Genomic DNA, 18,358 nt, shown 5'->3' on the forward strand with positions numbered 1-18,358 from the left:
CCGTGCACCTCGCTCCGACCGAACGGCACCTGCGGCTGCGCGCCGAGCTCCGCGCGTACTTCCGCGACGTGATGCCCGACGGACCGCCGCCCGCCACCGACCTCGCCGCGCAGCGGGCGCTGCTCCGCCGGATCGGCGACGACGGGGTGCTGGGGCTCGGCTGGCCCGAGGAGTACGGCGGCCAGGGCCGCGGCGCCGACGAGCAGTTCGTCTTCTTCGACGAGGCCTACCGGGCGGGCGCGCCCGTCTCCATGGTCACCCTCAACACCGTCGGCCCGACCCTGATGACCTACGGCACCGACGAGCAGAAGGCGTACTTCCTGCCCCGCATCCTCCGCGGCGAGACCGTCTTCGCCATCGGCTACAGCGAGCCCGAGGCCGGTACGGACCTGGCCTCGCTCCGCACCCGGGCGGTGCGCGACGCCGACTCCTGGATCGTCGACGGGCAGAAGGTCTTCACCTCCAAAGCGCAGAACGCCGACTGGATCTGGCTGGCCTGTCGCACCGACCCCGCCGCGCCCCCGCACCGGGGCATCTCCATCGTCCTCGTGCCCACCGACGCCCCGGGATTCTCCTGGACCCCGATCGAGACCGTCGGCGGCCTCACCACGACCGCGACCTATTACGACGGCATCCGCGTCCCGGCCGGGAACCTGGTCGGCGAGGAGAACGGCGGCTGGGGGCTCATCACCAAGCAGCTCAACCACGAGCGGGTCGCGCTCGCCGCGATCGGGATGCAGGCCGAGGACTTCTTCGCGGCGGCGCTCCGGCACGCCCGTACACCCGATCCGGTGACGGGGAGGCGCCGGATTGACGAGCCGTGGATCCGGATCCGGGCGGCCGAGGCGCATGCCCGGCTGGCGGCAACGCGCCTGCTCAGCTGGCGTTTGGTGGGGGATGTGGAGGCGGGCGGACCGGCCCCCGGGGACGCGAGCGGAGTGAAGTTCGTGGGAACCGAATCGGCGGTCGAGGTGTACCGAATGTGTCAGGAGATCGCGGGCGGGGCCGGACTGGTCCGAGCGGGGTCGCCGGGAGCTTTCGACGGCGGCGCGCTCGAGCGGATGAACCGGGCCGCCCAGATCAACACCTTCGGGGGAGGGGTGAGCGAGGTGCAGCGCGAGATCGTCGCGAGGATGCGGCTCGGCATGAAGGGGAGGGGGCGCCGATGAGCCCCACGGACCTTTTCCACGCGCGGCTGAAGGCGTACGAGGGGAAGGCCGCCGCCACCGCCGGGGTCGGCAAGGACCTCGTCAACGAGCCCATGATCAGGCACTGGTGCGAGGCGATGGGCGACACCCACCCCGCCTACCGGGGGCCGGGGGCGGTCGCGCCGCCGACCATGCTCCAGGCGTGGACGATGGGCGGCCTGTCCGGCCACACGGACCGCTCGGGGGCGTACGAGGAGCTGTCCGCCCTCCTCGACGGCGCCGGGTACACGTCGGTCGTCGCCACCGACTGCGAGCAGGAGTATCTGCGACCCCTCCGGCCGGGGGACGCGATCACCTTCGACGCCGTCATCGAGTCCGTCTCGCCGCGCAAGACCACCAGGCTCGGCACCGGCCACTTCATCACGACGCGCATGGACGTCCGGGCCGGCGGCGAGCTCGCCGGCACGCACCGCTTCCGCATCCTGAAGTACGCGCCGGCCACCCGTCCCGGGAAGCCGGTGCCTGCTGGGCTGACATCCGCTGAGCCGGCGTCCGCCGAGCTCCCGCCCGCTGAGTCGACATCCGCTGAGCCGGCGTCCGCCGGGCTCGCGCTCGCCGAGCCGACGTCCGCCGAGCGTGCATCCGCCGGGCTCCCGCCCACCGAGCCGACGTCCGCCCGGCCCAGGCGGCCCCGGCCCGTCGTCAACCGCGACAACGCGGGCTTCTGGGAGGGCGTGGCCGAGCACCGGCTGCTGATCCAGCGGTGCCACGACTGCGAGACCCTCCGTTTCCCCTGGCTGCCTGGGTGCAACGCCTGCGGCGCGCGGGAGTGGGACATCGTCGAGGCGAGCGGCGAGGGGACCGTCTACTCGTACGTGGTGATGCACCACCCGCCCTTCCCCGCCTTCGATCCTCCCTACGCGGTGGGCCTGATCGAACTGGCCGAGGGCGTGCGGATGGTCAGCAACGTCGTCGGCGTGCCGTACGACAAGGTGCGGATCGGGATGCCGGTCCGGCTGGACTTCCTGCGGGTGGACGACGAGCTGGAGCTCCCCGTCTTCCGGGCGGGCGGGGAGGACTGACATGGACTTCACGCCCACGGAGGAGCAGCGGGCCGCCCGGGACCTGGCCGCCCGGATCTTCGGCGACCTCGCCACGCACGAGCGGCTCGCCGCCGCCGGTACGGGTACGGACGCCGAGCTGTGGAAGGCCCTGTGCGCGGTGGGCCTGATGGAGGCCGTCGAGGAGACCGGGCTGCTCGGGCTCGTCCTGCTCGCCGAGGAGCAGGGGCGCACGACGGCGCAGGTCCCGTTCACGGCGAGCGGCGTGTACGGGCTGCTGGCCGTCGCCCGGCACGGTACGGAGGAGCAGCGCGTCCGGCTGCTGCCGGGGCTCAGGGACGGCACGACGGTGGTCACGGGCGCCTTCCCCGCCCTCCCGGGAGTGAGGCGGGGTGGGCCGGGACCGGGATCAGGGCCGGGGCCGGGCGGGGAAGGGGTACGGGCGGGCGGGGCCCGTGGTGGCCGGCTCACCGGCACCGTCGGGTGGGTGCCCTGGCTGCGGGACGCCACCCACGTCCTCGTCCCGGACGGTGACCGTGCTCTCTGGCTGGTGCGCACGGCGGACCTCGCCGGTCCGGTCGAGGAGGTCGAGCTCACCGCCCCCTGGTCCGCCGGGCGGCTCGTCCTCGACGGGACACCGGCGGAGCCTGTCGGCGGCCCGGGGCCCGAGGCGTACGAGGACGTGCTCGCCGCCGCCCGGATCGCGTTCGCCGGGCTCCAGGCGGGGGTCTGCGCCGGTTCGCTGGCCCGCGCGATCGCGTACACCTCGACGCGGGAGCAGTTCGGGCGGCCGCTCTCCTCGAACCAGGCGGTGCAGTTGAGGGCCGCCGACGCCCACATGGACACGGAGGCGATCCGGGTCACCGCCTACGAGGCGGCCTGGCGCTACGACCAGGCGCTGCCCGCCGCCGAGCACGCCCTGACGGCGGCCTGGTGGGCCTCCGAGGCGGGCAAGCGGGTGGTGCACACCGGCCAGCACCTGCACGGCGGCCTGGGCGCCGACCTCGACCACCCCGTCCACCGGCACTTCCTCTGGGGGCGGCAGCTCGACGCGTATCTGGGCTGCGGCACCGAACTCCTCGCCGAGCTGGGCGATCTGCTCGCGAAAGGAGAGCCCGCATGAAGCCAGGCGACGAGCTGGCGCCGCTCACGATCCCGATCACCCGCACCCTGATCGTCGCCGGGGCGGTCGCCTCCCGTGACTACCAGGACGTCCACCACGACGCGGAGCTCGCCCGGGCCAAGGGCTCCCCGGACATCTTCATGAACATCCTCACCACCAACGGACTCGTCGGCCGCTACATCACCGACCGCCTCGGCCCGACCGCCGTCCTGCGCAAGGTCGCCATCCGGCTCGGCGCCCCCAACTACCCAGGAGACACGATGACCTTGACCGGCACGGTCACGGAGGTGGACGGCGAGACGGTCCGGGTGAGGGTGACCGGCGCCAACGGCATCGGTCACCACGTGACCGGCACCGTCACGGCCACGGTCCCGCCCGAGTCCCGGTCCGCGGTCCTGCACCCGCCCGAGTCCGGGTCCGCGGTCTCGCCCCCGCCCGAGCCCGGGTCCCCGCCCCCGACCCCGTCCGCTCCCCCCGTAGTGGCAGAGTCGGCCCACCCCGAGGAGGGCCAGCGATGAGCGTCCGCACCCGCGATGCGCTGGGCGGCCTCGCCGCCATCGCGGGGATCGGCGCCACCGAGTTCTCCAAGGACTCGGGCCGCAGCGAGCTCACCCTCGCCGTGGAGGCCGTGCAGGCGGCGCTCGACGACGCCGGACTGGTGCCCGGTGACGTCGACGGCCTGGTCACCTTCACCATGGACACCAGCCCCGAGATCACCGTCGCCCAGGCGGCCGGCATCGGTGAGTTGTCCTTCTTCTCCCGCGTCCACTACGGCGGCGGCGCCGCCTGCGCCACCGTCCAGCAGGCCGCCCTCGCCGTCGCCACCGGGATCGCCGAAGTCGTCGTCTGTTACCGGGCGTTCAACGAGCGCTCGGGCCGCCGCTTCGGTTCCGGCGTCCAGCACCGGGAGCCGTCAGCGGAGGGTGCGGCGCTCGGCTGGCAGCTGCCCTTCGGGCTGCTCACCCCGGCTTCCTGGGTCGCCATGATCGCCCAGCGCTATCTCCACACCTACGGGCTCACGCCGGACGCCTTCGCTCATGTCGCCGTCACCGACCGCCGCCACGCGGCCACCAACCCGGCCGCGTACTTCCACGGCAAGCCGATCACGCTCGCCGACCACGCCGCCTCCCGCTGGATAGCCGAGCCGCTGCGGCTGCTCGACTGCTGCCAGGAGACCGACGGCGGCCAGGCCCTGGTCGTCACCTCCACCGAACGCGCCCGCGATCTGCGGCGCCCGCCCGCAGTGATCCTGGCCGCGGCCCAGGGCGCCGGGCGGAACCAGGAGGCGATGACCAGCTTCTACCGGGACGGGCTGACGGGGCTGCCGGAGACGGGCGTGGTGGCCCGCCAGCTGTGGCGGAGCTCGGGGCTCGCCCCCGGGGACATCGACGTGGCCATCCTCTACGACCACTTCACGCCGTTCGTGCTGATGCAGCTGGAGGAGTTCGGCTTCTGCGGGCCGGGCGAGGCGGCCGACTTCGTGGCGGCGGACGCGCTGCCGCTGAACACCCACGGGGGTCAGTTGGGGGAGGCGTATCTGCACGGGATGAACGGAATCGCGGAGGCGGTCCGGCAAGTGCGCGGCACGTCGGTGAACCAGATACCCGGGGCGGCCCGGACCTTGGTCACGGCCGGCACCGGGGTCCCCACGTCCGGGCTGATCCTGGGCACGGACACCTGACGCCGCCCCCGGCACGTACAGGCACAGCCCTGACGCCGCCCCGTTCCCGCACCCCCGCACCCGCACCCCCGCACCCGCGCACCCCCGCACCCGCACCCCGCACCCGCGCACCCTCGACCCCCGTACCCCCGCGCCCCCTCCCCCCGGCGGACCCTGATGCCGGGTGGCCGCGGCTCCACCTACAGGAGGTGCAGACGACCCCACCCCTACAACCTGAGAGGGAGTGCGGTTCGGGACCTGGGGCCGATCCCCGAGGTGGGGGGCCGCTCATAGCGTGGAGCCATGACTCCGCCACCCCCTGGCCCCGTCTGCACCGGCGCCTCGACCGCCGCCGGCCGCCCGGCGCCGCACGCCGCGTACCCCTCCTTCACCTCGTACGTGCGGGCCCGCGGCCCCGTCCTCCTGCGCACCGCGCGCTCGCTGACGGCGAACCCGTCGGATGCCGAGGACCTGCTCCAGACGGCGCTCGCCAAGACCTTCGTCGCCTGGGAGCGCATCGAGGACCACCGCGCCCTGGACGGTTACGTGCGCCGGGCGCTGCTCAACACCCGGACGTCGCAGTGGCGCAAGCGCAAGGTCGACGAGTTCGCCTGCGAGGAGCTGCCGGAGCCCGCCGGACTGCCGGAGCCGGACCCGGCGGAGCGCCAGGCGCTGCACGACGCGATGTGGCGGGCGGTGATGAAGCTGCCCGACCGCCAGCGGGCGATGGTCGTCCTCAGGTACTACGAGGACCTGAGCGAGGCGCAGACCGCCGAGGTGCTCGGCGTGTCGGTCGGCACGGTGAAGAGCGCCGTCTCCCGGGCCCTGGGCAAGCTCCGCGAGGACCCGGAGCTGTCCCCCGTTCGGTAGGAGCCCCAGCTCCTGGCGGGTTACCCTCAGTTACGCCAGTAATCGCTGGCAATTTCCGTACTCCCGGGTAGTGACATACCGCGTGGTATGTGCGCAGAATCGCCACACCCCCACTTCACCTACTGCCGCGTAGCGCCCACCGGGAGGACGCCGTGCTGAGCACCATGCAGGACGTACCACTGACCGTCACCCGCATTCTCGAGCACGGGATGCGGATCCACGGCAAGTCCACCATCACCACCTGGACCGGAGAGGCCGAGCCGCAGCGCCGCACCTTCGCGGAGACGGGCGCCCGCGCCGGACAGCTGGCCAACGCCCTGCGCGACGAACTCGGGGTCACCGCCGACGAGCGGGTCGCCACCCTCATGTGGAACAACGCCGAGCACGTCGAGGCGTACTTCGCGATCCCCGCCATGGGCGCGGTCCTCCACACCCTCAACCTCCGTCTGCCCCCCGAGCAGCTGGCCTGGATCGTCAACCACGCCGCCGACCGGGTGGTCATCGTCAACGGTTCGTTGCTGCCCCTCCTCGCCCCGCTGCTGCCGCACCTGCCGACCGTGGAGCACGTCGTCGTGACCGGCCCCGGCGACCGTTCCGTCCTGGACGGTGCCGCTCCCCGCGTGCACGACTACGAGGAGCTGATCGCCGGCCGCCCCACCACGTACGACTGGCCCGAGCTGGACGAGCGCACGGCCGCCGCCATGTGCTACACCTCCGGCACCACCGGCGACCCCAAGGGCGTCGTCTACTCCCACCGCTCCATCTACCTGCACTCCATGCAGGTCAGCATGGCCGAGTCGATGGGCCTGACCGACGAGGACACGACCCTGGTGGTCGTGCCGCAGTTCCACGTGCTGGCGTGGGGGCTGCCGCACGCGACCTTCATGACGGGCATCAACATGCTGATGCCGGACCGGTTCCTGCAGCCGGCCCCGCTCGCCGAGATGATCGAGCGCGAGAAGCCGACCCACGCCGCCGCCGTCCCCACCATCTGGCAGGGCCTGCTCGCCGAGGTCACCGCCCGGCCCCGCGACCTGACCTCCATGGCCCAGGTCACCATCGGCGGCGCCGCCTGTCCGCCCTCCCTCATGGAGGCGTACGACAAGCTGGGCGTCCGCCTCTGCCACGCCTGGGGCATGACGGAGACCTCTCCGCTCGGCACCATGGCCCACCCGCCGGCCGGTCTGACCGCCGAGGAGGAGTGGCCCTACCGGATCACCCAGGGCCGCTTCCCGGCCGGAGTCGAGGGCCGCCTGGTCGGCCCCGGCGGCGAGATCCTGCCCTGGGACGGCGAGTCCGCGGGCGAGCTGGAGGTCCGCGGCAACTGGATCGCCGGCGCGTACTACGGCGGCGCCGCGGGCGAGGCCTTCCGGCCCGACGACAAGTTCAGCGCCGACGGCTGGCTCAAGACCGGCGACGTCGGCGTCATCAGCCCCGACGGCTACCTCACCCTCACCGACCGCGCCAAGGACGTCATCAAGTCCGGCGGCGAGTGGATCTCCTCCGTCGAGCTGGAGAACGCGCTCATGGGCCACCCGGCCGTCGCCGAGGCCGCCGTCGTCGCCGTCCCGGACGAGAAGTGGGGCGAGCGCCCGCTGGCGACCGTCGTCCTCAAGGAGGGCGCGAGCGCGGACTACGAGGAGCTGCGCGCCTTCCTCGCCACCGAGGGCGGCATCGCCAAGTGGCAGCTCCCGGAGCGCTGGGCGATCGTGCCGGCGGTTCCGAAGACGAGCGTCGGCAAGTTCGACAAGAAGGTGATCCGCAAGCAGTACGCGGACGGCGAGCTGGACGTGACGCGGCTGTAGCCGTCGGTACGGGGCCGTAGACGGGACGGGACGGGACGGGTGTACGAGGGGGGCTCCGACCTCCCTCGTACACCCGTACCCGTAGGCCCGTACCCGTAGGCCCGTACCCATAGGCCCGTACCCGTAGGCCCGTACCCGTACGCTCGTACGCCCGTCTGCCGTCGGCCTCGTGCCTAGTTGGTGCCGATCTTCGCGAGCAGGTCGACGATCCGGGCCTGCACCTCGGTGCTCGTCGACCGTTCGGCCAGGAAGAGCACCGTCTCGCCCGAGGCGAGCCTGGGCAGTTCGGCCTCGTCGAGGTCGGCGGAGGTGTAGACGACGAGCGGGGTGCGGTTCAACTGGCCGTTGGCGCGCAGCCAGTCGATGATCCCGGCCCGGCGGCGGCGCACCTGCATCAGGTCCATCACCACCAGGTTCGGCCGCATCTGCGCGGCCAGCGTCACCGCCTCCGTGTCGGCCGCCGCCCGCGCCACCTGCATGCCGCGCCGCTCCAGGGTCGCCGCGAGCGCCTGCGCGATCTCCTCGCTCTCCTCGATCAGCAGCACGCGGGACGGGTGCTGCTCGCTGTCGCGCGGTGCCAGCGCCTTGAGCAGGACGGCGGGATCGGCGCCGTACGCCGCCTCCCGTGTCGCCTGCCCGAGCCCGGCCGCGAGCAGCACCGGCACCTCGGCGGCGACGGCCGCCTGGCGCAGCGACTGGAGCGCGGTACGGGTGATCGGCCCGGTCAGCGGGTCGACGAAGAGCGCGGCCGGGAAGGCGGCGATCTGCGCGTCGACCTCCTCGCGGGAGTGCACGATCACCGGTCGGTAGCCGCGGTCGCTCAGCGCCTGCTGCGTGGCCACGTCGGGCGCGGGCCAGACGAGCAGCCGACGCGGGTTGTCCAGGGGCTCCGGCGGCAGTTCGTCGTCGACGGGCTGCGGCAGCGGCTGGTTCGACACCTCCACGGCGCCACCGGGGCCGTCCAGCGGCTCCGGCCCTTCCGCCGAGCCCTCGGCGGGCGCCCCTATGGCGTAGGCACGCCCCTCGGGCGCGGGTGTCGGGCCGAGCTTGGGCGCGGCGGGGACCGGCGGGGGCGTGGAACCGGGCGCCGGAGCGGGGGCCGTGGCTTCCGCCGCCGGGTGGGTCCTGCCCGTGGCCGTGGTGTCCGACGGCGCCGGGCGGCTCTCCTCGGCGGGATTGCCGAGCTTGCGCCGGCGCCCGGAGGGAGCGGCGGGGGCGGGGGTGGGCGCGGGGCCGGGCGCCGCGGGCCGGCCCGCCGGAGCCGCCGCCGGGGTCGTCGGCTGCACGAAGGGCACGCCCTGGCCGAGCGTACGGACGCTGAAGGCCCGTCCCTGCGTCGAGTCCTTCGGCGCGGGGCCGGCGGCGGGGCCAGGCGCTGAGCCAGGCGCGGCGCCGGTCACGGGGCCGTGCACGGAACCGCTCGCAGGGCCGTTCGCAGGGCCGTTCGCCGGCCTGTGTACCGGGCCGGACACGGGCATCTCCGGCGGAAGCGGTACGGAGCCGGTGCCGGTCCCACTGGTGGTGCGGGTGGTGCCGGCGGGCGCGGGGGCGGGATCGGACGTGGGTGCCGGAGCTCCGGGCGCGGGCCGCGCGCCGGGCAGCGGGTGCGGCTGCGGCGGCGTGTGCTCGTCCTCCGGCAGCGCCCGTACGGCCTCGTGGCCGGCGGGGCCGGCGTGGCCGGCGGGGTCGACCGCGTCGTGGGGGCGGTCGGCGTCGGCCGGCGGCAGCGCGAACGGCGTCCGCGGGCCCGCCTCGGCGGCCGCGGCCCGCTCCTGCGCGGCGGCCAGCGCACGCCGCCGACGCCCGGTGGGCTGCGGAGGCTGCTGGGGTTGCTGCGACTGATCCGGTGAGGCGACGGCGGGCAGCGCGAGCGCCGCCGCGGGGGCGGCCTCGACGGGCACGCCCTGCGGCGGAACGGTGTCGCCGAGCGCCGGCCGGCCCTGCGCGCTCTCGGCGGCGGTCATCACGGAGCCCTCGGCGGGCCGGCCACGACGGCGGCCGGTGCCGGAGGACTCGGTCCCTCGTACGTTCTGGGCCGGGATCAGGTCGGCCGGAGTCCCGGCCACGCCCTGCGGGGCCTGGGCCGCACCCTGAGCGGGCGCCGTCCCCGGCACCCCCGGCATCCCCGGTGTCCCCGCTGGGCCCGGCATCCCCGATGTCCCCGGCGTACCGGCGGCGGGTGTCTCGTCCGTACGGCCGCGGCGGCGGCCGGTCGGTTCGGGCAGCGGACCGCCCTCGGGGACCATCGGGCTCTGCAGGAACGCGTCCGTGGAGCCCCGACGGGCACGCCGTCGGCCGCCACCGCCGACAGCCTCCTCGCCGCCCACGGGGCCGCCGCCGTCGGCCTGGTCACCACCGGCGCGCTCCTGCGCGGCGGCACCATCGAGCCCCCGGGGCACCTCGGAGTCGGAGGGCGAGGCCTGCGCCGGAAGCGCGGGACGGGCGGGCGCGCCCGGGCCCGGCTCGGGCCGCTGCGGCTGCTCGGGCGCGGCGACGGTGCCGCGGCCGGCGCCGAGCGGCACCTCCACCACGTACGCGCTGCCGGTCGTGCCCGGCACCTCGTGCGTCTGCACGACGCCGCCGTGCGCGGCGACGATCCCGCGCACGATCGGCTGGTGGACCGGGTCGCCGCCCGCGTACGGGCCGCGGACCTCGATCCGTACGACCTCACCGCGCTGCGCGGCCGCGACGACGATCGTCGTGTCACCGGCCCCGCCCACGCCGCCGGCCTGCGCGGCCCTGCTGCTCTTGCCGGTCGCGTCGACTCCGGCCACGTCGGCCACGAGGTGCGCGAGCGCGGTCGTCAGGCGCGCCGCGTCCACCTCGGCCTCGACCGGCGGCGCGTGCACGGCGAACTGCGCCCGGCCCGGCCCGATCAGCTCCACGGCACCGTCGATGCCCGCCGTCACGACCCCGTCGAGCAGCGTCACCGCCTTGTCGAGGGACTCCTTGCCCGCGTCGAGCCGCTGGTAGCCGAGGACGTTGTCGACGAGGGTGGTCATCCGGGCGTAGCCGGCGGCCAGGTGGTGCAGCAACTGGTTCGCCTCGGGCCACAGCTGCCCGGCGTCGTCGGCGGCGAGGGTGGCGAGCTCGGTGCGCAGCTCCTCCAGGGGCCCGCGCAGCGACTCGCCGAGGACGGCCGTCAGCTGCTCGTGCCGGGCGGCGAGCGCCTCGTACCGCTTCTTCTCCCGTGCCAGCTCCGCCGCCCGCTGCTCCAGCTCCGCCGCGTGGCGCTCGGCCAGGTCGGCGAGCTCGGCGGCGTGCTTCTCGGCGAGCTGCTCGTACGGCCTGCGGTCGGTGAAGGTCATGACGGCGCCGACGAGCTGGTCCCCGTCGCGTACCGGCGCGGTGGTGAGGTCGACCGGGACCCGGGCACCGTTCTTCGCCCACAGCACCTGCCCGCGGACGCGGTGCTTGCGGCCGGACTTGAGGGTGTCGGCGAGCGCCGACTCCTCGTACGGGAAGGGCTCGCCGTCGGCGCGCTTGGGGAGGATCAAGGGGTGCAGCTCGGCGCCGCCGAGCTCGGTGGCCCGGTAGCCGAGGATCTGCGCGAAGGCGGGGTTCACGAGGACGACCCGGCCGTCGGTGTCGGTGCCGACGACGCCCTCGGACGCGGCGCGCAGGATCATCTCGGTCTGGCGCTGGGAGCGGGCGAGTTCCGCCTCGGTGTCGAGGGTGCCGGTGAGGTCTCGTACGACCAGCATGAGCAGCTCGTCGCCGGTGTAGCCGCTGTACGAGTCGTAGGCCTCGCGCCCGTCCTCCAGGCTGGCGCTGGTCACCTCGACGGGGAACTCGCTGCCGTCCGTGCGGCGGGCCATCATCCGGGTCGGCCGGGTGCGTCCCCGGTCGTCGGCCGCCTCGGGGCGGCGCATCGAGCCGGGGATCAGGCGCGAGTCGAAGTCCGGCAGCAGGTCGAGCAGCCCGCGGCCGACGAGGGCGGTGCCGGGCGTCTCGAACATGCCGAGGGCGATGGTGTTGGCGTTGACGACGGTGCCGTTGCAGTTGACGAGCACGAGACCGTCGGGGAGCGCGTCGAGTATGGCTGCGAGGCGAGCAGCGCCTCGGGATGGCCTGCTGCTCACGAGACGCTTCCTCCCTGAACCCACTGCCCTGAACTACTGCATGTGCCTGCAGCCCTTGCCTGGTGGCCGGCCGGCCCCATCTTGCCCCTCGGGCCGTGGCCTGTCACGGAGGGAGTCTAAGGGAGGGAGGGCCTCCGCCTCTGGACATGGGGTGGGGGTTGTGTGCTCAGGCCTTGACACGGGGGAGGACCGGCCGGAGGTTCTCCCAGCGCTCGATCTCGCAGCCGTCGGCCCGGGAGAAGCGGGCGTCGATGCTCCGGCCCTGCCAGCTGCCGGTGATGTGGGCGGTGGCCGGACCTCCGTACATCTGCGTACACATCCGGTCCTCCGGCACGGGGGCGAACGGGTTGCCGCCGGCCTCGGCGAACTGGTCGAGCCGCTTGCAGGCGTTCTCGGCGGCGGGGTGGGTGCCGCCGGGCGTGCCGCCGCCGCACTCCAGCCGGAAGGTGCCGTCGGCGTCGGGGTGGCCGCTCCGCTCGATGCTCACGGTGAGCGTGTCGGGCGAGGAGAGCAGCGGCAGCGGGGGGAGCGGGCCGAGGCCGCCGGTGGTGGTGGCGACGGTCGCGAAGGTCGCGAGGAGGAGGGGACGCAGCATGGGGACTCCTGGGGCGGCGGTCGGTCGTTCTTCCCTCCCTAACGCTCCGGTCGGCGCTCCGTTGCGCACCCGGGATGCGCCGCGCGAGGGCTTTGCCCTCGGCCCCCGGGGGCGAGTACGGTGAAACCGATTGGTGACACCCGGCTCGTCTGTGTCATCATCTGCACGCACCACTCGCGTACGCGCGGGGTGCATGGAGGCGTCGCCTAGTCCGGTCTATGGCGCCGCACTGCTAATGCGGTTTGGGTCTTAAAGCCCATCGAGGGTTCAAATCCCTCCGCCTCCGCCACCACGAAGCCCCGGTCCCGCCGACTGGGGCTTCGCTGCGTTCCGGGGAGGGCGTGCGCGAGCTTCGCGAGGGTGCTCCGGGGTGGGTGCGCGCGAGCTTCGCGGGCGGTCCCGCGGGAGGGTCCGCGCGAGCTGCGCAGGCGACCCCGCCCTGGGGTGTGACCCCGGTCTCTTTTCCCTGATTCCGGCCACGCCGACCCACCCGTACGCCGTCCGCCACCGGGCCGCCGGTCTTGATCGCGGAGGGCGTTTTCGCAGGTCACAAGGGGTGTGGCTAATGGATTTCACATGGCGGCGGCAGTCATGTAATGTTCTTCCTGTCGCCGCGAGCGGGCCGAAAGGCCGGGGAGCGGAGGCAAGAACTAAAAACAAGCACTCGTAGCTTAACGGATAGAGCATCTGACTACGGATCAGAAGGTTGCAGGTTCGAATCCTGCCGAGTGCACATAGGTCAAAGGCCCCGCCGGTTCGCCCGGCGGGGCCTTTGACAGCAGCGGATGACATCAACGCCTAGATCGGGCGCGCAGACGACGCCATCAGAGCGTCCGACTACAAGACCCCGTCGTTGGTGTCAGGCCCGAGTGCCTCATCCATCCGACCCGCTGCGGCCCGCAGCGTCGTCTGCATGACGTGGGCGTGGGTGTCGAGCGTCATCGTGAGCGGGCTGTGCCCGAGCGCCTCCACGATGACCTGGGCGTGCACCCCCTGAGCGAGCAGGAGTGACGCGCAGGTGTGGACGCGGACGCGGCGCGCCTTGGCCTTCGGGTTGTACGGCAGCGTAGGGCGGCCGGCTGCACCGGGCGAGTCTTAGGGTCATGGCCCCCACATCGTGTTTTACCGGGGACGTCCACGGACGCGGGGCAGCAGCGGGGCTTGGATCAGCGCATGGAGGGCCATCCACGCCGGTCGGACAGCCGTTCCACCCGCTCGTATAGGTTCTCCGGCACGTTCACTCCCGTCTGCCGAGCTGTCTCCATGCGGTGCCTGATGTGTCCGAGGAAGTTGTCCAACCCTTCGTCACTACGCGCGGCGTAGCCAGCCAGCTCTTGTCGCATACGGGCTGCCCGGTCGTCACCTGAACTCATCACGGCATAGACCCTAAACGCCTCAGATTTCGGGGCGCTGGGGTCGGAAGACCACGGCACCAGTGAACGCGGGTGGCAGCCCGGACGGGAGCGGGGGCTTTGGTGCTGGTGGGTCAGTTGAGGAGGGGGACGAAGCCGCCACGGGCGGTGCCACGGGTGGGTGAGGGTGGGGAGGTCGGGGTGGGGCGGGAGCGGGGCCGTTGGGAGTATGTTGCGCCTGCCGTAGCCCTTGGCGCGTCCATCGAGTCGTCGGTGACGACAGGGCGTCGGTGAGGACCGAGACCGGGAGGCCCGAGTGGTGCGACAACCGACCGAGTTCGAGATGCGAAGGACGTGACCGTGGTGCGTGACCAGCGGGTCCAGTGCGATTCGGAGTGCGGGAGCCCCGGGGTGCGGAGCCACGACGGCCGCCGACTGACGGGGCGGCGGCCGAGACCATGAAGCCGACGCGGATGTCCCGTGAGGAAGCGATTCCCCTCGTGCAGCGCCTCATGAACGGGGAGACCTCCGAGGCCGAGGGGGACGACATCCTGGACGACCTAAGGCGCGGCCTGGCGTGCCCTCACATCAGCGACTACATCTTCTGGAACTTCGATCCGGAGCTGACCGCCGAGAAGGTCGTCGACAGGGCACTGGCCTACAAGCCGATCGCCCTCTGAGGGCGGTGCGGTAAGACTTTCTCTCCTTCATCGAGCACCCGGCTGCGTTCCGCTCCGCCGGGCGGGCTTCGACTCCGCTCCGCGCGACGCCCTGCCTGCGGCCCGCGCGATGCGTCGACGCCCGCCCTTACGAGACGGGATGGGAGTTGGGGTGAGTGGTGGGCCGGGGCCGGTCGACTCACTACTGTTCCGCGTGCATGCGCGCGAGGACAGGGAGCATAAGTGACCAAAAGGCGACAGGTCGACGATCAGACGGCGGCCGCCTATCTGACCTATATGGCCGTCCTCGAAATCCGCAGCATGGCCAGGCGCCGCAAAGCACTGAAGACCTGGCCTGACGACGATTACGTCGCCTGCATCGCCTGGCTTTCCGATCTCGTGCACAACCTCGCGGGTGGTGTGAGACCCACGAGGCGGTGGCCACCTTGGCGCGAACACAAGCGTCCGATGTACTGGACGTGGAACGTGGCAGGACCAGCAGGACGCGAATGGATCTTGGCCACTCTGGAGAAGGGGAGGCTGGATTGGACTCCGCCACCTATCAATGACCGCCGCTGACCGATCCGGCTAGAGCTACGGATCAGGAGGCCGCATCCTCTCGCCGACGTCAGGCGAGGCTTACCCCTGGGGTGTCCGGCGGATCTTGGGGCTTTGTCGGTCGGTTCGTCGAGCAGTGCACCAATCGGCTGCGCTGTCAGCTCCGTTCGCTAGGGTCGGCGGCCATGACGCAGAGCAAAACCGAAGCCTGGCCGGAACCTCCACTCGCCGGCACCGAGGCGGCAGCCATCCTCGGCGCACTCGAACGGCAGCGGGCCACCCTCGCCTGGAAGTGCTCTGGACTGGACGCCTCTGGCCTTCGCGCCACGCTCGGCAGGTCCGCCATCACTCTGGGCGGCCTGCTCAAGCACCTGGCGCACATAGAGGACAGTCACTTCGCCCGGCTGTGGCTCGGCACCCCCGTCGGTGCTCCCTGGGACACCGTCGACTGGGACAGCACTCCCGACTGGGACTACCGCTCCGCCGCCGAGGACACCCCCGAGCAACTGCTCGCTCTCTGGCAGGAATCCGTCGCCCGCTCCCGAGCCATTGTCGACAAGGCGCTCAGCACGGGTGGGCTGGACCAACTCGGCGCATACACCACCCGCAGCGGCGAACGCCCCAACCTCCGCCGCATTCTCCTCGACCTCGTCGAGGAGTACGCCCGGCACGCCGGTCACGCCGACCTCATCCGTGAATCCGTCGACGGACTCACGGGCGAGGATCCGCCGAGGTGAACTGACGTACGTCGGGGGGGGGTGGACCGCCCTGGCCCTGTGCGTATGACCGCGTACGCCTCGCGCGCCCGTCGGATGGACGGATCCCGGAGCTGCTCTGCTGCTCATTTCGGGACGGGAGGGCCAGGTGGAAGCCCTCGGATGCGAACCGCGGGAAGGTGAGCTCCGGACGGCCGGCCCGGGTCAGACGAGGAGGGGGACGAAGCCGCCGCGGGCGGTGCCCGGGTGGGTGAGGGTGGGGAGGTCGGGGTGGGGCGGGAGCGGGGTCGGAAGGGAGATGACCACGGCACCGCCGGCGCGCTCCGCGTCCTCGCACCAGTCCGCCAGGTCGCCGTCGCCGAGGACCGGCGCCGCCAGGGACGGGATCATGGTGCCGTGGTCGCCGGGGCCGTCCACGACGCACAGGGTGAGCCTCGGGACGATGCCCCAGCCCTCGCAGCGAGGCACCTCGCCGTCGGCGTCGGTCGGGCCGAGCGGGGGCAGGGCGTCGTGGACCGGGGCCTCGGTGAGCACGAGGAGCGGGGGCGCGGCCCGGACGAACAGGGTGTTCTCAGGGTTCTGCAGCACCGGGTCACTTTCGCAGAGGACGACGGCTCCTCGTACGCCGGGGCCTCGGACGCCTTCACCGGCCCCTGGGGTCACACAACGGGACGTCCACGGAGCGGGCCACACCTTCGGGTGAACCGAACTGATTCCATGACAGTCGAATATGCCCTCGGCCTAGCGTGCTGATGGAGGTGATGTCCGATGAACGCCGTCGACGCCGTCGACATCGACGACTTCGTGTACGCCGCCACCGGAGCGCGACTGCGGAGGCTCACGCTATTGGACGGATCGCACTGGTTCCCCGCCGTGGACGTGGCCCGTCAGCTCGGTTACGCCAGCGCCCGGCAGGCCCTCCGCGCGCATGTCGCGGACGCCCTGCACACCACCCTCGCCGAGCTCCCGATCGACGTCATGGCCCCCGTCGACTCCGGCATAGCGGCGCACGGGCCCCGCGCCGCCAGCGGCCGAGCGAGTCTCAAGGGCCTGAAGAAGTCCACCCGGCTCGTGTGCCTCGAAGGGCTCGTCCAGCTCGTCGCCGCCTCCACCAAGGCACAGGCGGCGCCGTTCAAGGCATGGGTCGCCCAGGTCGTCGCCGACGTGCAGCGCGACGGGTCCTACGGGCTCGAACCGTCGCCCGGGGCGCCCTCCGCCTCCGGCCACAGCTCCGCGTTCGTCCTTCCGCAGCCGCTCCTCGACGCCCTCGTACGGCTGGAGGAGAGCACCGCGCGGTTCGACGACGAGAGCGAGCGCGTCGAGCTGCTGCGGCAGGCCGGGAGGGACCTCAACCGGATCGCCGCCTGTCTGGAACGCCTCTCCCTCCCCGCCCAGCGTTCGGCGCCGTACGAACCCGGCCCGGCCTCCCCCGCCCCTCTCACCCCGCAACAACTCCTCGACTCCTGGCGCGCGCGGAACGCCGTCGTGAGCGAGGACGTCCACGCCGTCGCCGCCTACCTCGCGCCCGCGCTCCTCCGGGGCGGCGTCCGCTACCGCCTCGACGACGTGGCCCGCCGCACCGGCCTCACGGCCGAGCGGGTCCGTGAATGTGTCCGCGTGCTCGTCGAGCGCGGCTGCATGCGCCAAGCCGGAGGTACGGGACCGGGGGGAGGCAAGGGCAGCGGGTCCGACGGGACCGGCTCGGGCGGGACCGGGTCCGACGGGACCGGGTCCGGTGGAGGACTGCTGTACGTGTTGCCCTGACCCGAGGTCCGGTGCCGCAGGCGCTGTCAGTGGTCTGCCCGACACTGGACGCATGGTGTGGCGGAGCGGCGGTATCTCGTGGCGCGGCGGGGCACCCGCGCTGCGGTGGGAGGGCGGCCGGCTCAGCGCGCTCTCCCCGGGGCGGGACATCGCCTTCCGGGCCGTCGGCGAGCGGCGGTGCGTCGGCGCCCGGGGCAACCCCTGCCCCCTGGCCGCCGTCGTCCCCGGCCGCGGCACCGGCAGCCGGTGCGCCGACTGCGCGCGGCTCGACCGGGCACACTCGGTGGCGGCCGACACCCTCGCCGACGACCCGCGCCCGTACCGCGTCTATCTCGCCTGGTTCGGGCCCGCCATGGTGAAGGTCGGCATCACCGCCGAGCAGCGCGGTGACGCGCGTCTGCTCGAACAGGGCGCGGTCGCCTTCAGCTGGCTCGGCCGCGGCCCCCTCATGGCCGCGCGGCGGACCGAGGAGGTGCTGCGGCACGCCCTCGCCGTGCCCGACCGCATCCCGTACGCGCGCAAGCGGGCCGTCCGGCACGTCCTGCCGCCGGTCGAGGAGCGGGCGCGCGAGGTGCGGGAGCTGTACGGGCGGGCCGTCGGCGTCGGCGTCTGGGCCGAGACGCTGGAGGTGCTGCCCTGCCGGGTCCACGACCACGTGGACGTCTTCGGGATCGGTGACCTGCCCGCGTACGACGGGAGCGTCGTCGAGCTCGTCTCCGGCGGGGTCGTCGCCGGGCGGCTGCTCGCCGCCGCCGGGCCCGATCTGCACCTCCTCGACCCCGGCGGGCGCCATCTCGCCCTCGACACGCGGCTGATGAGCGGCTGGGTGCTGGAGGCAGCGCCGGCCGGTCATGCCGTGACCGTTCCCGTGACGGCGGCCCTGCCCGGCGAGGACGCGCAGGAGCAGCTGTTCTGAAGGCCCCCTGACCGCACCGGGCCCCGCCCGCGCCGCCCCCGTGCCCCCG

At 73.2% G+C, this 18,358-nt stretch carries 15 protein-coding genes and 2 tRNA genes; 14 read left to right on the top strand and 3 right to left on the bottom strand.

All coding sequences use genetic code 11. The features are described 5' to 3' along the window. Positions 1-2 precede the first annotated feature (2 nt). From ABTZ91_RS11175 to ABTZ91_RS11205, 7 genes are all read left to right on the top strand, one after another. Entirely contained in the window at positions 3-1,169 is a 1,167-nt protein-coding gene (locus tag ABTZ91_RS11175) for an acyl-CoA dehydrogenase family protein (RefSeq protein ID WP_352076871.1), read from the top strand. Continuing rightward, positions 1,166-2,230, top strand: a complete 1,065-nt coding sequence (locus ABTZ91_RS11180) for an OB-fold domain-containing protein (protein ID WP_352076872.1) — start codon at positions 1,166-1,168, stop codon at positions 2,228-2,230. The genes ABTZ91_RS11175 and ABTZ91_RS11180 overlap by 4 nt, the downstream gene beginning before the upstream one ends. 1 nt (position 2,231) lies before the next feature. Further along, a complete protein-coding gene (locus tag ABTZ91_RS11185) occupies positions 2,232-3,332 on the top strand; it encodes an acyl-CoA dehydrogenase family protein (protein ID WP_352076873.1) in 1,101 nt (366 codons plus the stop codon). Further along, positions 3,329-3,850, top strand: coding sequence for a MaoC family dehydratase (locus ABTZ91_RS11190; protein ID WP_407077934.1), 522 nt, complete (start codon positions 3,329-3,331; stop codon positions 3,848-3,850). Before ABTZ91_RS11185 ends, ABTZ91_RS11190 begins: the two co-directional genes overlap by 4 nt. Then, complete coding sequence (locus ABTZ91_RS11195) at positions 3,847-5,013, top strand: lipid-transfer protein (protein WP_352076874.1); 1,167 nt, start codon at positions 3,847-3,849, stop codon at positions 5,011-5,013. Before ABTZ91_RS11190 ends, ABTZ91_RS11195 begins: the two co-directional genes overlap by 4 nt. 282 nt (positions 5,014-5,295) lie before the next feature. Beyond that, the gene (locus ABTZ91_RS11200; RefSeq protein ID WP_352076875.1) at positions 5,296-5,862 is read left to right on the top strand and encodes a SigE family RNA polymerase sigma factor; all 567 of its coding nucleotides are present in this window, start codon (positions 5,296-5,298) and stop codon (positions 5,860-5,862) included. A gap of 152 nt (positions 5,863-6,014) precedes the next feature. Then, positions 6,015-7,667, top strand: coding sequence for a long-chain fatty acid--CoA ligase (locus ABTZ91_RS11205; protein ID WP_352076876.1), 1,653 nt, complete (start codon positions 6,015-6,017; stop codon positions 7,665-7,667). Positions 7,668-7,840: 173 nt separating this feature from the next. Here the strand turns inward: ABTZ91_RS11205 and ABTZ91_RS11210 are convergent, their stop codons facing one another. Both ABTZ91_RS11210 and ABTZ91_RS11215 read right to left on the bottom strand, forming a co-directional pair. Beyond that, positions 7,841-11,749, bottom strand: coding sequence for a PAS domain-containing protein (locus ABTZ91_RS11210; RefSeq protein WP_352076877.1), 3,909 nt, complete (start codon positions 11,747-11,749; stop codon positions 7,841-7,843). 166 nt (positions 11,750-11,915) lie between these two features. After that, positions 11,916-12,344 carry an SSI family serine proteinase inhibitor gene (locus ABTZ91_RS11215; protein ID WP_352076878.1) on the bottom strand — a complete coding sequence of 143 codons (429 nt, stop codon included), beginning with the start codon at positions 12,342-12,344 and terminating at the stop codon, positions 11,916-11,918. Between the two features lie 195 nt (positions 12,345-12,539). Here ABTZ91_RS11215 and ABTZ91_RS11220 point away from each other — a divergent pair. The 5 genes from ABTZ91_RS11220 (at position 12,540) to ABTZ91_RS11240 (ending at position 15,650) form a co-directional block, all read left to right on the top strand. Then, a tRNA-Ser gene (locus tag ABTZ91_RS11220) sits at positions 12,540-12,633 on the top strand. Between the two features lie 371 nt (positions 12,634-13,004). Continuing rightward, positions 13,005-13,077, top strand: a tRNA-Arg gene (locus tag ABTZ91_RS11225). Between the two features lie 1,092 nt (positions 13,078-14,169). Then, positions 14,170-14,376 carry an e9imm peptide gene (locus ABTZ91_RS11230; protein WP_352076879.1) on the top strand — a complete coding sequence of 69 codons (207 nt, stop codon included), beginning with the start codon at positions 14,170-14,172 and terminating at the stop codon, positions 14,374-14,376. Between the two features lie 222 nt (positions 14,377-14,598). After that, positions 14,599-14,934 carry a hypothetical protein gene (locus tag ABTZ91_RS11235; protein ID WP_352076880.1) on the top strand — a complete coding sequence of 112 codons (336 nt, stop codon included), beginning with the start codon at positions 14,599-14,601 and terminating at the stop codon, positions 14,932-14,934. Between the two features lie 164 nt (positions 14,935-15,098). Then, a complete protein-coding gene (locus tag ABTZ91_RS11240; RefSeq protein ID WP_352076881.1) occupies positions 15,099-15,650 on the top strand; it encodes a DinB family protein in 552 nt (183 codons plus the stop codon). 183 nt (positions 15,651-15,833) lie between these two features. Here ABTZ91_RS11240 and ABTZ91_RS11245 read toward each other — a convergent pair whose 3' ends face one another. Then, positions 15,834-16,217 carry a hypothetical protein gene (locus tag ABTZ91_RS11245; protein WP_352076882.1) on the bottom strand — a complete coding sequence of 128 codons (384 nt, stop codon included), beginning with the start codon at positions 16,215-16,217 and terminating at the stop codon, positions 15,834-15,836. A gap of 180 nt (positions 16,218-16,397) precedes the next feature. On the opposite strand from ABTZ91_RS11245, the gene ABTZ91_RS11250 reads away from it, so the two are divergent. After that, positions 16,398-17,393, top strand: a complete 996-nt coding sequence (locus ABTZ91_RS11250) for a Bro-N domain-containing protein (protein ID WP_352076883.1) — start codon at positions 16,398-16,400, stop codon at positions 17,391-17,393. Positions 17,394-17,445: 52 nt separating this feature from the next. Then, entirely contained in the window at positions 17,446-18,309 is an 864-nt protein-coding gene (locus tag ABTZ91_RS11255; RefSeq protein ID WP_352076884.1) for a DUF2797 domain-containing protein, read from the top strand. Positions 18,310-18,358 lie beyond the last annotated feature (49 nt).

Origin of the sequence: Streptomyces sp. NPDC126499 (genome assembly GCF_040302485.1) — a bacterium.
Taxonomy (GTDB): domain Bacteria; phylum Actinomycetota; class Actinomycetes; order Streptomycetales; family Streptomycetaceae; genus Streptomyces.